This is a genomic window from Streptomyces macrolidinus (genome assembly GCF_023887685.1).
GTDB lineage: Bacteria > Actinomycetota > Actinomycetes > Streptomycetales > Streptomycetaceae > Streptomyces > Streptomyces macrolidinus.
Genome location: NZ_JAMWMR010000016.1, coordinates 115,605 through 128,768, shown reverse-complemented (window position 1 = coordinate 128,768; position 13,164 = coordinate 115,605). Strand labels below are relative to the sequence as shown.

Below are 13,164 nucleotides of genomic sequence, written 5' to 3'. Positions count from 1 at the left end.
GCAATGGATCCCGTGCCCGCACTGGAAGAACCACTGAAGAAGGTGCTCGGCCCCGCCACCGCGAAGGTGATGGCCGAGCGCCTCGGCCTGCACACCGTCGGAGACCTGCTCCACCACTACCCCCGCAGATACGAGGAGCGCGGGCAGCTCACGCATCTCGCCGATCTGCCCATGGACGAGCACGTCACGGTGGTGGCCCAGGTCGCCGACGCCCGCCTGCACACCTTCGCCTCGGCCAAGGCCCCGCGCGGCAAGGGCCAGCGGCTGGAGGTCACCATCACCGACGGCAGCGGCCGTCTCCAGCTCGTCTTCTTCGGCAACGGCGTGCACAAGCCGCACAAGGAGCTACTGCCGGGCACCCGTGCGCTCTTCGCGGGCAAGGTCTCCGTCTTCAACCGCAGGCTCCAACTCGCCCATCCTGCCTACGAGTTGCTGCGCGGCGACGACGTGACGGAGACGGTGGACAGTTGGGCGGGCGCCCTGATCCCGCTCTACCCGGCCACGGCCAAGCTGGAGTCCTGGAAGATCGCCAAGGCGGTGCAGACAGTGCTGCCGAGCGCCCAGGAGGCGATCGACCCGCTGCCGGACTCCCTCCGCGACGGCAGGGGCCTGCTCTCCCTGCCCGAAGCCCTCCTGAAGATCCACCGCCCGCACACCAAGGCGGACATCACCGAGGCCCGCTCCCGGCTGAAGTGGGACGAGGCCTTCGTCCTCCAGGTCGCCCTCGCCCGCCGCCGCCACGCCGACGCCGAACTCCCGGCGGTGCCCCGTGTCCCCCGCCCCGACGGCCTGTTGACGGCCTTCGACGCCCGGCTCCCCTTCACCCTCACCGAGGGCCAGCGGAAGGTCTCCCGGGAGATCTTCGACGACCTGGCCACCGAGCATCCGATGCACCGCCTGCTGCAGGGCGAGGTCGGCTCGGGCAAGACGATGGTCGCCCTGCGGGCCATGCTCGCGGTGGTGGACGCGGGCGGGCAGGCCGCCATGCTCGCCCCCACCGAGGTGCTCGCCCAGCAGCACCACCGGTCGATCGTGGAGATGATGGGCGAGCTGGCCGAAGGAGGGATGCTCGGCGGTGCCGAGCACGGCACCAAGGTCGTGCTGCTCACCGGCTCCATGGGCGCGGCGGCGCGGCGACAGGCGCTGCTCGACCTCGTCACCGCGGAAGCGGGCATCGTGATCGGCACGCATGCGCTGATCGAGGACAAGGTCCGGTTCCATGACCTCGGGCTGGTCGTGGTGGACGAGCAGCACCGCTTCGGGGTGGAGCAGCGGGACGCGCTGCGTGGCAAGGGCAAGCAGCCGCCCCATCTGCTCGTCATGACGGCCACGCCCATTCCGCGCACGGTCGCCATGACCGTCTTCGGCGACCTGGAGACCTCCGTCCTCGACCAGCTCCCGGCCGGGCGCTCGCCGATCGCCAGCCATGTGGTGCCCGCCGCGGACAAGCCGCACTTCCTGACCCGTACCTGGGAGCGGGTGCGCGAGGAAGTGGCGAACGGCCACCAGGCGTACGTCGTCTGCCCGCGCATCGGGGACGAGGAGGAGGGGGCGAAGAAGAAGTCCCCCGAGGACGAGGCCGAGAAGCGCCCGCCGCTCGCCGTGCTCGACGTGGCCGACCGGCTCGCCAAGGGGCCCCTGCAAGGACTCGGGGTCGAGGTTCTGCACGGGCGGATGCAGCCGGACGACAAAGACGCGGTGATGCGCCGCTTCGCCGCCGGTGAGACGGACGTCCTGGTCGCGACGACGGTCATCGAGGTCGGCGTCAACGTCCCCAACGCCACCGCGATGGTGATCATGGACGCCGACCGCTTCGGGGTCTCGCAGCTCCACCAGTTGCGCGGCCGGGTCGGCCGTGGTTCGGCGCCCGGACTCTGCCTCCTGGTCACGGAGATGCCCGAGGCGAGCGCGGCCCGTCAGCGCCTGGGTGCCGTGGCGTCCACGCTCGACGGCTTCGAGCTGTCCCGGATCGATCTGGAGCAGCGCCGCGAGGGCGACGTCCTCGGCCAGGCCCAGTCCGGCGCCCGCTCCTCGTTGCGCATGCTCGCGGTCATCGAGGACGAGGAGATCATCGCCGAGGCCCGGGAGGAGGCCACCGCGGTGGTCGCCGCAGACCCGGACCTGGACCACCTCCCCGGCCTGCGCACGGCCCTCGAAGCCCTCCTGGACGAGGAACGGGAGCAGTATCTGGACAAGGGGTGAGCGCGGACCCTCGCGGAACGTGGCGAGGGCAGGTGCGTTCCCCGGCGCGTTCGGCTGAGAGACTGGAAGGCGTCACCGCACCGCCCACCGACAAGGACCGAAGAGATGACCCGCGTGATCGCCGGCCGGGCCGGCGGACGCCGTCTGGCCGTCCCGCCCGGGAACGGCACCCGTCCCACCTCCGACCGCGCGCGCGAGGGCCTCTTCTCCACCTGGCAGTCCCTCCTCGGCGGCCCGCTCGACGGCGAGCGGGTCCTCGACCTGTACGCGGGCTCGGGCGCCGTCGGCCTGGAGGCCCTCTCCCGCGGCGCGGGGCACACCCTCCTGGTCGAGGCCGACGCCCGCGCCGCCCGTACGGTCCGCGAGAACGTCAAGGCGATCGGCCTGCCCGGCGCCGAGGTCAGAACGGGCAAAGCGGAGCAGATCGTCCAGGCGCCGGCCCCGGCGCAGCCGTACGACATCGTCTTCCTGGACCCGCCGTACGCGGTCTCCGACGGCGATCTCCGCGAGATTCTGCTCACACTCCGCACCGGGGGCTGGCTTGCGACCGAAGCCCTCGTCACCGTGGAGCGCAGCACCAGAGGCGGAGAGTTCCAGTGGCCCGACGGCTTCGAAGCCCTCCGGGCCCGTCGCTACGGTGAGGGGACGTTTTGGTACGGTCGCGCCGCCTCTACGTGCGAAGACGCACGATGACCGGACCGGAGAGCGAGGGATCTCAAGTGCGCCGCGCCGTCTGTCCCGGGTCGTACGACCCGATCACCAACGGACATCTCGACATCATCGCCCGCGCTTCGAAGCTGTACGACGAGGTGTTCGTCGCGGTGATGATCAACAAGTCCAAGAAGGGCCTGTTCGAGGTCGACGAGCGGATCGACCTGATCCGCCAGGTCACCGCCGAGTTCGGGAACGTCCGCGTGGAGGCGTACCACGGCCTGCTGGTCGACTACTGCAAGCAGCGTGACGTCCCCGCCATCGTCAAGGGCCTGCGCGCCGTCAGCGACTTCGACTACGAGCTGCAGATGGCGCAGATGAACAACGGCCTCTCCGGGGTGGAGACCCTCTTCGTCCCCACCAACCCCACCTACAGCTTCCTGTCCTCCTCGCTGGTGAAGGAGGTCGCGGCCTGGGGCGGCGACGTCTCCCACCTCGTGCCGCCGGTCGTCCTGGACGCCCTCAACAGGCGCTTCGCGAAAGGCTGATGGGGGCCGCGTCCGGCCCCCTCAGGAGCTGACGGACCGTCACCCGGTGTCGGGTGGGGCGGGAGTGGTCGTACAGTCGACCCGACCGTCTCCAACCCGGCTGTAGAGAGTGGCGAGCACACGGTGGACGTGCAGAAGAAGCTCGACGAGATCGTCGCGATGGTTTCCAGCGCCCGAGCCATGCCCATGTCGGCCTCGTGCGTGATCAACCGCGCCGAACTGCTCTCGAAGCTCGAGGAGGTGCGCGCGGCGCTGCCCGACTCCCTGGCCCAGGCCCGGGAGTTGATCGGCGACCGTGAGCAGATGGTCGAGCGGGCCCGCCAGGAGGCCGAGCGGATCATCGAGGGTGCCCATGCCGAGCGCGGCTCCCTGATCTCCGACACGGAGGTCGCCCGCCGCTCCCAGAGCGAGGCGGACCGCATCCTGACCGAGGCCCGTCAGGAGGCCGAGGAGGTCCGCGCGGAGGCCGACGAGTACGTCGACTCCAAGCTCGCCAACTTCGAGGTCGTCCTCACCAAGACGCTCGGCTCGGTCGGCCGTGGCCGCGAGAAGCTCCTCGGCACCGGTCCCGGCCTCGACGAGCAGGGCCGCGAGGACGCGGACGCCCCCGAGCGCAGCCATGACCCCGAGACCCTGCGCCGCGACGCCGACAGCTATGTGGACGCCAAGCTCGGCGCCTTCGAGGCCGTGCTCGCCAAGACCCTGGAGGCCGTCGGCAAGGGCCGCCAGAAGCTCCAGGGCCGTATCGCCACCGACGACCTCGGCGCCCTCGCCGACGACATGACGACAGTGCAGCACTCCAGCGACGCCGACTACCTCGCCGATCTCGCGGCCCTCGCCGACACCCCGGCCCGCCCCCAGGCCGCCCCGGCCCGGCCGAGCCACGCCGAGGAGCCGGCCTACGCGCAGACCCAGGCCCCGTACGGCTACCAGCAGAGCGACCCCTACGGGTACCAGCAGGCGTATGCCCAGCAGGACGCGTACGGCTACCAGCAGGCCGATCCGTACGCCGCCTACCCGCAGGCGCAGACGTACGACCAGCAGACCTCGTACGGCCAGGGACAGGTCCAGGGGCAGGGGCAGACGCAGCAGGGCTACGGCAAGGACAACGTCCTGGACGAGACCAGCCTCTTCGACACCAGCATGATCAGTGCCGAGCAGTTGCGGGAGTACGAACAGGGACGCGGCGGTCACTGAGCGCTCCCGACGCGCGAGGTCCCGGCCCCTGGAGGGACCGGATTGGGCCGAGAGCGAAAGGTCAAGTATCCTGGCTCTTCGGTCGCACGTACCCATAGCGATCTGCGCTGCCCGGAACACCGCGGGACGGCGTCTCTCCCCGAGCTTCGAAGACCGAAAGCAGGAATGGCCCTGAACGCCCACCTCGACCACCGCAACCCCTTCGTGTTCGACACGCACGAGCTGGGTCGGCGTCCTGGTGCGCTGCAGCGCCTGAACCGCACGGTCGACGCCCCGAAGGACTTCGGTGTCCAAGGAGTCGTCGGGGTGCCCGAGGGCGCCCCGGTGGAGCTCGAACTCCGACTCGAGTCGGTCATGGAAGGGGTACTCGTCACGGGTACCGCCCGTGCATCGGCCGAGGGGGAGTGCGTAAGGTGTCTGGAGCCGCTGGAGCTGGAGCTCGAAGCGGACTTCCAGGAGATGTTCTCGTACCCTGACGCCGACGACCGGGGCCGTCCTGTGACGGAACCCGGCGACGACGCCGAGGACGACGAGGACAGATTCTTCCTCGAGGACGGCCTGTTCGACCTCGAACCTCTGCTGCGCGATGCGGTGGTGCTCGCACTGCCGATGCAGCCGGTGTGCCGGGAGGACTGCCCGGGTCTGTGCTCCCAGTGCGGGGCACGACTCGCAGACGACCCGGACCACCACCACGACGCCGTCGACATCCGTTGGGCGGCACTGCAGGGACTCGCCGGTTCACTCGAACCCGGCGATAAGGACGACAAGAGCGGCGCCGATGCGGGCGTCGACGAGAAGCAGGAGAAGTAGCCGTGGCTGTTCCGAAGCGGAAGATGTCGCGCAGCAACACGCGCCACCGCCGGTCGCAGTGGAAGGCTGCGGTCCCCACCCTGGTTGCGTGCGAGCGCTGCCACGAGCCCAAGCAGCAGCACATTGCGTGCCCCTCGTGCGGCACCTACAACAAGCGTCAGGTCCTCGAGGTCTGAGCGGCTGGTGACAGGTCTGATGTCTGACGCCAAAAGCAGTCCCCGTCGCAACGGGGGTGCGGCGGACAACACGGCCTCGTCCCACACGCTTCTGGAAGGGCGGCTCGGCTACAAGGTCGAGTCCGCCCTTCTGGTGCGTGCGCTGACCCATCGCTCTTACGCATACGAGAACGGCGGCCTGCCGACGAACGAGCGGCTGGAGTTCCTCGGGGACTCCGTGCTCGGCCTCGTCGTCACGGACACGCTGTACCGCACCCACCCCGACCTGCCCGAAGGCCAACTGGCCAAGTTGCGGGCCGCGGTGGTCAACTCGCGTGCGCTGGCCGGGGTGAGCCGCGGGCTCGACCTCGGCTCCTTCATCCGGCTCGGCCGGGGCGAAGAGGGCACGGGCGGCCGGGACAAGGCGTCCATCCTCGCCGACACCCTCGAAGCGGTGATCGGTGCTGTCTACCTCGATCAAGGTCTGGACGCGGCGGGCGAGTTGGTGCACCGCCTCTTCGACCCGTTGATCGAGAAGTCCTCGAATCTCGGTGCCGGCCTGGACTGGAAGACCAGTCTCCAGGAGCTGACCGCGACCGAGGGGCTCGGTGTGCCCGAGTACCTGGTCACGGAGACCGGCCCGGACCACGAGAAGACCTTTACTGCTGCTGCCCGCGTCGGAGGCGTCTCGTACGGCACCGGTACCGGCCGCAGCAAGAAGGAGGCGGAGCAGCAGGCCGCGGAGTCGGCCTGGCGCTCCATCCGCGCCGCCGCGGACGAGCGCGCGAAGCAGGCCGAGGCCGAGTCTTCGGCTTCGACGAGCGACCCGGCCACGGCCTGAGTCCTTCGGCCTGGATCCTTCACCTCGGACCCCGCCCCGGCGACCACGCCGGTGCGGGGTCCGTCGTATGCGGGGCTTGCGGCGTACGAGGCGCAGGAGACCTATGGGGCTCATGGGATGCATGGGATGAGCGGACCGGGGCTGCCGTCGGAGAGGTACTCTGCGCTCGTCGGCCCCGTTCACCCTTCCGGAGGATTCCGTGCCCGAGTTGCCCGAGGTCGAGGTCGTACGACGCGGCCTGGAACGCTGGGTCGCCCACCGCACCGTCGCCGATGTCGAGGTGCTCCACCCGCGCGCCGTCCGTCGCCACACCGCGGGCGCCGACGACTTCGCGCACCGGCTGAAGGCCGAACGCCTCGGCACCCCGAGCCGACGCGGCAAGTACCTCTGGATCCCGGTCGACACCACCGGTACGGCGATCCTGGCCCACCTCGGCATGAGCGGCCAGCTCCTCGTCCAGCCGCACGACGCCCCCGACGAGAAGCACCTGCGCGTCCGCGTCCGCTTCGACGACGGCCAGGGCACCGAACTCCGCTTCGTCGACCAGCGCACCTTCGGCGGCCTCTCGCTGCACGACACCGACCCCGACGGGCTGCCCGACGTCATCGCGCACATCGCCCGCGACCCGCTCGACCCGTCCTTCGACGACGACGCCTTCCACCAGGCGCTGCGCCGCAAGCGCACGACCGTCAAACGGGCCCTGCTCGACCAGTCGTTGATCAGCGGCGTCGGCAACATCTACGCGGACGAGGCCCTGTGGCGCGCCCGCGTCCACTACGAGCGCCCGACCGCGCACTTCACCCGCCCGCGCACGGCCGAACTCCTCGGCCACGTAAGGGAGGTGATGCAAGCCGCGCTCGCCGTCGGCGGCACCAGCTTCGACAGCCTCTACGTCAACGTGAACGGGGAGTCGGGCTACTTCGACCGGTCGCTGGACGCGTACGGGCGTGAGGGACTGCCCTGCCGACGCTGTGGCACACCGGTGCGCCGCCGCTCCTGGATGAACCGGTCCAGTTACTTCTGCCCCAAGTGCCAGCGGGCGCCACGGGTCACGTCGTAAGTGCCCGCGGCGCCCGCCGCCGTCGTCAGTACGTCAGTACGTCAGTAACCGAAGTCCTGCGTCCACCAGGGGCCACCGCTGCCGTAGTGCACGCCGACGCCCAGCGTCTTGAAGTCGCAGTTGAGGATGTTCGCCCGGTGGCCGGGGCTGTGCATCCACGCGTCCATCACGGCCTGGGCGTTCGCCTGGCCGCGGGCTATGTTCTCGCCGCCCAGGCCGGTGATGCCGCGGGCCTTCGCACGGTCCCAGGGGTCGTTGCCGCTGGGGTCGGTGTGGTCGAAGAAGTTCCGCGCGGCCATGTCCTCGCTGAACGCCTGGGCGAGCCCGCTCAGGGCGCTGTTCGCGGTCACCGGACTGCAGCCCACCTTGGCCCGCTCCTGATTGACCAGCGCGATCACCTGGGCCTCGACCGAGGAAGGGGCCGCTGTCCGCTGGCGCGGGACGCTCGTCGGCTTCGTCGCGGCGGGCCGCGCGGCCTCGGCGGTGGTCGGTGCCTTCGAGGCCACCCGGGACGGGGTGGGCGAAGGCTTGTGCGTCGGCTTCTTCGGAGCGGCCGAAGCGGACGCCGAGGCCGACGCCGAGGCCGACGGGGTCGCGGTCGGTGTGTCCTTACGGTCGGAGTGGCGGCTGGCGGTCGTGGCCGCGCGCTCGCTCGCGGTGTCGGCCGTACCACCCTGTGCGGCCGGGCCGGTCTCGCCCTCGGCTTGTGTGTCGCTGCCGGAATCGCCGCTCACCGTGACATGCCCGCCACCGGGCAGCACCCCCGTGGCGACGGCCACCGTTCCGAGTGCGACGGCCGCTGAGACACCCAGCAGGCCCGTGCGCATCGATACGGGGACCTTCCTTCTACGGTGCGAGCGATCCGTGCGCGGCTCGTCCTCCATTGCACCGGCGGAACGTCGGTGACTTCCCATCTGCTGGCCTTCCTGCCTGGTCTCGCGGTCAGCGCCAACCACTCGATCGAGTGATTCCCCCTATGAGATGTACGGGTCGGGACGGTATCGCATGACGACGGGGGGTGATGTGCTCGCAGTCGCAACGGCCGGTTAGCGTGCAGCCATGAACGACGATGCACGGCTCGTCGCGTGGGTACGCGGACGTGTTCAAGGTGTGGGATTTCGCTGGTTCACACGGGCCAAGGCGCTGGAGATCGGCGGCCTGTGTGGTTTCGCTCTCAACTTGGACGACGGGCGTGTCCAGGTGGTCGCCGAGGGTCCCCGGGAGGGGTGCGAGGGGCTGCTGGAGTGGCTCCAGGGCGACGACACACCCGGGCGGGTGGACGGCGTCACTGAGATTTGGGACACGCCTCGCGGCGGCTACGACGGCTTCGCGGTCCGCTGAGCCGGGGTCGCGAGATCGCGTCGTGGCGCCCGGAGCGGTGCCCGCCGGGAGGGGAAACGCCCTGGTGGTTGCCAAGGACGACGGGTCGTGGGAGGCTCCGCAGGAACGATTGATCTCCACGCCCGCAAGGGCCCGCAGGAGTCGGAGCGCCGCCCGTCACCGGCCGCGCACCCCCGGGCCGTACGTCGGTACAGCGTGTGATCGTGTTGACCGTCAAACTTTTTGGTGAGACGCTGAAAGCCCCGCGCACCTTAGCTGTTTGGCATGTGAGAACGGCAAGAAACCCCAAGAGTGCCAAGCACCGCGGGTGCGAATCCCTCACGACCCACACCGCTTCGGTCGGTCACTCAGTGTGGAGGACCATCCATCATGGCAAAGGCGCTTCTCGGTTACGTCGGCGGCTCCGACCCGCGACTCCTCGCCGAGATGCGACGGCTGCAGCAGCGCGTCCAGGAACTCGAATCCGAACTCGTACGGATCCAGGCGGAGAACGACGCGCTGACGGCTGCCGCTTCTCACGACAGGATCATGGAGAGCATCGACGCACACCAGGCGGAGCCTGCGCTCACCTGATCACTGCATCGCTCCACGACAACAGCACACGCAGCGGTCGGGCCGCCCGTATCGACCGCTCAGTTGTCAGAGTTGCAAGGGACGCCCCGGCGTCCCTTTTCCTTTCCCCGCCGCTTACCCCGCGCCCCCTCCCCGTCACCGAAGGGTGTGCCCTGCGCGTTCATGGGTGAAACCGCGAGGCAGCCGGGGTTCGCAGTGTGAGACAGCGGCGGCCGGTAGAGTCCGACGGCGTGCACCTCAAGGCCCTGACCCTCCGCGGCTTCAAGTCGTTCGCCTCCGCGACCACCCTCCGGTTCGAGCCCGGGATCACCTGCGTGGTCGGGCCGAACGGCTCGGGCAAGTCCAATGTCGTGGACGCGCTGAGCTGGGTCATGGGCGAGCAGGGAGCCAAGTCGCTGCGCGGCGGCAAGATGGAGGACGTCATCTTCGCCGGCACCACCGGGCGCCCGCCGCTCGGCCGCGCGGAGGTGTCCCTGACCATCGACAACAGCGACGGCGCGCTGCCCATCGAGTACGCCGAGGTCACGCTCACGCGGACCATGTTCCGCAACGGCGGCAGCGAGTACCGGATCAACGGCGACACCTGCCGCCTCCTCGACATCCAGGAACTCCTCTCCGACTCCGGCATCGGCCGCGAGATGCATGTGATCGTCGGCCAGGGCCAGCTCGACTCCGTCCTGCACGCCGACCCCATGGGCCGCCGCGCCTTCATCGAAGAGGCCGCGGGCGTGCTGAAGCACCGCAAGCGCAAAGAGAAGGCGCTGCGGAAGCTCGACGCCATGCGGGCCAACCTCGCCCGCGTCCAGGACCTGACCGACGAACTGCGCCGCCAGCTCAAGCCGCTGGGGAGGCAGGCGGCGGTCGCGCGCCGCGCGGCGGTCATCCAGGCCGACCTCCGCGACGCCCGGCTGCGCCTGCTCGCCGATGACCTGGTACGGCTGCGGGAGGCGCTGCGGGCCGAGATCGCGGACGAGGCCGCGCTCAAGGAGCGCAAGGAGGCCGCCGAGGACGAGCTGCGGAAGGCGCTGCGGCGCGAGGCGCTCCTGGAGGACGAGGTACGGCATCTGACGCCGCGTCTCCAGCGGGCCCAGCAGACCTGGTACGAGCTGTCGCGGCTCGCCGAGCGGGTGCGCGGCACGGTCTCGCTGGCCGACGCGCGCGTGCAGAGCGCCACCTCCGCGCCCCCGGAGGAACGGCGCGGACGCGACCCGGAGGACCTGGAGCGTGAGGCCGCCCGCGTCCGCGAGCAGGAGGCCGAACTGGAGGCCGCGCTGGAAGCGGCCGAGCGCGCACTGGAGGACACCGTCGCGCACCGGGCGGAGCTGGAGCGCGAACTGGCTCACGAGGAGCGGCGGTTGAAGGACGCGGCCCGTGCCATCGCCGACCGCCGCGAGGGCCTGGCCCGGCTGACCGGACAGGTGGGCGCCGCCCGCTCCCGCGCCGCCGCGGCCCAGGCCGAGATCGACCGGCTCGCCGCCGCCCGGGACGAGGCGCGGGAACGCGCCGTCGCCGCGCAGGAGGAGTACGAGGCGCTCAAGGCCGAGGTCGACGGGCTGGACGCGGGCGACGCGGACCTCACCGAACAGCACGAGGCGGCGAAGCGGGCCCTGGCCGAGGCCGAGACCGCCCTGTCGGCGGCCCGCGAGGCGGCGACCACGGCCGAGCGCCGACGCGCGGCGGTCGCCGCCCGGCACGAGGCCCTCGCGCTGGGGCTGCGCCGCAAGGACGGCACGGGTGTGCTGCTGGGCGCGATGGACGCGCTCTGCGGACTCCTCGGCCCGGCGGCCGAACTGCTGTCGGTGACCCCCGGCCACGAGGTCGCGCTGGCAGCGGCCTTCGGCGCCGCCGCGGACGCCGTCGCCGTGACGGACCCGTCCGCGGCGGCCGACGCGATCCGGTTCCTGCGCAAACAGGACGCGGGGCGCGCGGCCCTGCTGCTGGCGGGGTCGCCGGAAGAAGCCCCCACGGGTGACGTGGCGCATCCGTACGCGTCCGACCTCGTCCGTGGCCCCGAGGAGCTGATGCCCGCCGTCCGGCGGCTGCTGCGCGGCATCGTCGTGGTCGCCACCCTCGAGGACGCCGAGGAACTCGTGGCCGCGCGACCCGAGCTGACCGCCGTCACCGCCGAGGGCGATCTCCTCGGGGCACACTTCGCGCACGGCGGGTCCGCCGGGGCACCGAGCCTGCTCGAAGTACAGGCCTCCGTCGACGAGGCCGCCGCCGAGCTGCGGCAGCTCGCCGTGCGCTGCGAGGAACTGGCGGACGCCCAGCGGCTCGCGGGGGAGCGTCGTACGGAGTGCGGCGCGCGCGTCGAGGAGCTGGGGGAGCGGCGGCGGGCGGCCGAGCGGGAGAAGTCCGCGGTCGCCCAGCAGCTCGGGCGGCTGGCGGGGCAGGCGCGCGGCGCCGCCGGGGAGGCCGAGCGCTCCACCGCCGCCGCGGCCCGCGCCCAGGAGGCCCTGGACCAGGCGCTCGCGGACGTCGAGGAACTGGCCGAGCGACTCGCCGTCGCCGAGGAGATGCCGGTCGAGGAGGAGCCCGACACCTCCCGCCGCGACCGGCTCGCCGCCGACGGGGCGAACGCGCGGCAGACCGAGATGGAGGCCCGGCTCCAGGTCCGTACCCACGAGGAACGGGTCAAGGGGCTGGCCGGACGCGCGGACGCGCTGGACCGGGCCGCCCGCGCCGAACGCGACGCACGCGCGCGTGCCGAGCAGCGGTGGGCCCGGCTGCGGCACGAGGCCGCCGTCGCCGCCGCGGTCGCCTCCGGTGCCCGGCAGCTCCTCGCCCATGTCGAGGTGTCCCTGCGCCGCGCGGACGAGGAGCGCAGCGCGGCCGAGGCCGCCAAGGCGCTGCGCGAACAGGAACTCGCCGCCGCCCGCACCGAGGGCCGCGAGGTCAAGGCCGAGCTGGACAAGCTCACGGACTCGGTCCACCGCGGCGAGGTGCTCGGCGCCGAGAAGCGGCTGCGCATCGAGCAACTGGAGGCCAAGGCGCTGGAGGAACTCGGGGTCGAACCGGCGGGACTGGTCGCCGAGTACGGTCCCGACCAGTTGGTGCCGCCCTCGCCGCCCGCCGAGGGCGAGGAGCTGCCCGAGGACCCGGCGCACCCGCGCAACCAGCCCCGGCCGTTCGACCGCGCCGAGCAGGAGAAGCGGCTGGCGGCGGCCGAGCGCGCCCACCAGAAGCTCGGCAAGGTCAACCCGCTCGCCCTGGAGGAGTTCGCGGCGCTGGAGGAACGCCACAAGTTCCTCAGCGAGCAGCTCGAAGACCTGAAGAAGACGCGCACCGACCTGCTCCAGGTCGTCAAGGAGGTCGACGAGCGCGTCGAGCAGGTCTTCACCGAGGCCTACCGGGACACGGCACGCGAGTTCGAGGGCGTCTTCGGACGGCTGTTCCCCGGCGGCGAGGGACGGCTCGTGCTGACCGACCCCGACCACATGCTCACCACGGGCGTGGACGTCGAGGCACGTCCGCCGGGCAAGAAGGTCAAGCGGCTCTCCCTGCTCTCCGGCGGGGAGCGGTCGCTGACCGCCGTCGCCCTGCTCGTGTCGATCTTCAAGGCGCGCCCCAGCCCGTTCTACGTCATGGACGAGGTCGAGGCGGCGCTGGACGACACCAACCTGCAGCGGCTGATCCGGATCATGCAGGAACTCCAGGAGGCCTCGCAGCTCATCGTGATCACGCACCAGAAGCGCACGATGGAAGTCGCCGACGCGCTCTACGGCGTCTCCATGCAGGGTGACGGCGTGTCGAAGGTCATCAGCCAACGACTTCGCTGAGCGGCCG

12 protein-coding genes are annotated in these 13,164 nt (G+C 71.2%); 11 read left to right on the top strand and 1 reads right to left on the bottom strand.

Features of this window, described 5'->3' with window-relative positions; all coding sequences use genetic code 11:
* Positions 1-3: 3 nt before the first annotated feature.
* The 8 genes from recG (at position 4) to mutM (ending at position 7,464) form a co-directional block, all read left to right on the top strand.
* The gene (gene recG, locus NGF19_RS18820; protein WP_252426131.1) at positions 4-2,202 is read left to right on the top strand and encodes an ATP-dependent DNA helicase RecG; all 2,199 of its coding nucleotides are present in this window, start codon (positions 4-6) and stop codon (positions 2,200-2,202) included.
* Positions 2,203-2,256: 54 nt separating this feature from the next.
* Positions 2,257-2,895, top strand: a complete 639-nt coding sequence (gene rsmD, locus NGF19_RS18815; protein WP_289735656.1) for a 16S rRNA (guanine(966)-N(2))-methyltransferase RsmD — start codon at positions 2,257-2,259, stop codon at positions 2,893-2,895.
* Positions 2,892-3,401 (top strand): pantetheine-phosphate adenylyltransferase, encoded by a 510-nt coding sequence (gene coaD, locus NGF19_RS18810; protein ID WP_252426129.1) that lies wholly within the window; start codon positions 2,892-2,894, stop codon positions 3,399-3,401. The genes rsmD and coaD overlap by 4 nt, the downstream gene beginning before the upstream one ends.
* Positions 3,402-3,524: 123 nt before the next feature.
* Positions 3,525-4,598: a cell division initiation protein gene (locus tag NGF19_RS18805; RefSeq protein ID WP_252426128.1), complete on the top strand. Its 1,074-nt coding sequence runs from the start codon at positions 3,525-3,527 to the stop codon at positions 4,596-4,598.
* A gap of 165 nt (positions 4,599-4,763) precedes the next feature.
* On the top strand, positions 4,764-5,408 hold the full coding sequence (locus NGF19_RS18800; RefSeq protein ID WP_252426127.1) for a YceD family protein: 645 nt from the start codon (positions 4,764-4,766) through the stop codon (positions 5,406-5,408).
* Between the two features lie 2 nt (positions 5,409-5,410).
* Positions 5,411-5,584 (top strand): 50S ribosomal protein L32, encoded by a 174-nt coding sequence (rpmF, locus tag NGF19_RS18795; RefSeq protein ID WP_003951102.1) that lies wholly within the window; start codon positions 5,411-5,413, stop codon positions 5,582-5,584.
* A gap of 19 nt (positions 5,585-5,603) precedes the next feature.
* On the top strand, positions 5,604-6,404 hold the full coding sequence (rnc, locus tag NGF19_RS18790) for a ribonuclease III (RefSeq protein ID WP_252426126.1): 801 nt from the start codon (positions 5,604-5,606) through the stop codon (positions 6,402-6,404).
* Positions 6,405-6,603: 199 nt separating this feature from the next.
* Entirely contained in the window at positions 6,604-7,464 is an 861-nt protein-coding gene (gene mutM, locus NGF19_RS18785; protein WP_252426125.1) for a bifunctional DNA-formamidopyrimidine glycosylase/DNA-(apurinic or apyrimidinic site) lyase, read from the top strand.
* A 41-nt stretch (positions 7,465-7,505) separates the two neighbouring features.
* Here mutM and NGF19_RS18780 read toward each other — a convergent pair whose 3' ends face one another.
* Positions 7,506-8,291: a CAP domain-containing protein gene (locus tag NGF19_RS18780; RefSeq protein WP_308288500.1), complete on the bottom strand. Its 786-nt coding sequence runs from the start codon at positions 8,289-8,291 to the stop codon at positions 7,506-7,508.
* A 232-nt stretch (positions 8,292-8,523) separates the two neighbouring features.
* Here NGF19_RS18780 and NGF19_RS18775 point away from each other — a divergent pair, with 232 nt between their 5' ends.
* The 3 genes from NGF19_RS18775 (at position 8,524) to smc (ending at position 13,157) form a co-directional block, all read left to right on the top strand.
* Positions 8,524-8,805, top strand: a complete 282-nt coding sequence (locus tag NGF19_RS18775; protein WP_252426124.1) for an acylphosphatase — start codon at positions 8,524-8,526, stop codon at positions 8,803-8,805.
* A gap of 369 nt (positions 8,806-9,174) precedes the next feature.
* Complete coding sequence (locus NGF19_RS18770) at positions 9,175-9,378, top strand: hypothetical protein (RefSeq protein ID WP_043444185.1); 204 nt, start codon at positions 9,175-9,177, stop codon at positions 9,376-9,378.
* Positions 9,379-9,608: 230 nt separating this feature from the next.
* Positions 9,609-13,157, top strand: coding sequence for a chromosome segregation protein SMC (smc, locus tag NGF19_RS18765; protein ID WP_252426123.1), 3,549 nt, complete (start codon positions 9,609-9,611; stop codon positions 13,155-13,157).
* The last annotated feature ends 7 nt before the right edge of the window (positions 13,158-13,164 follow it).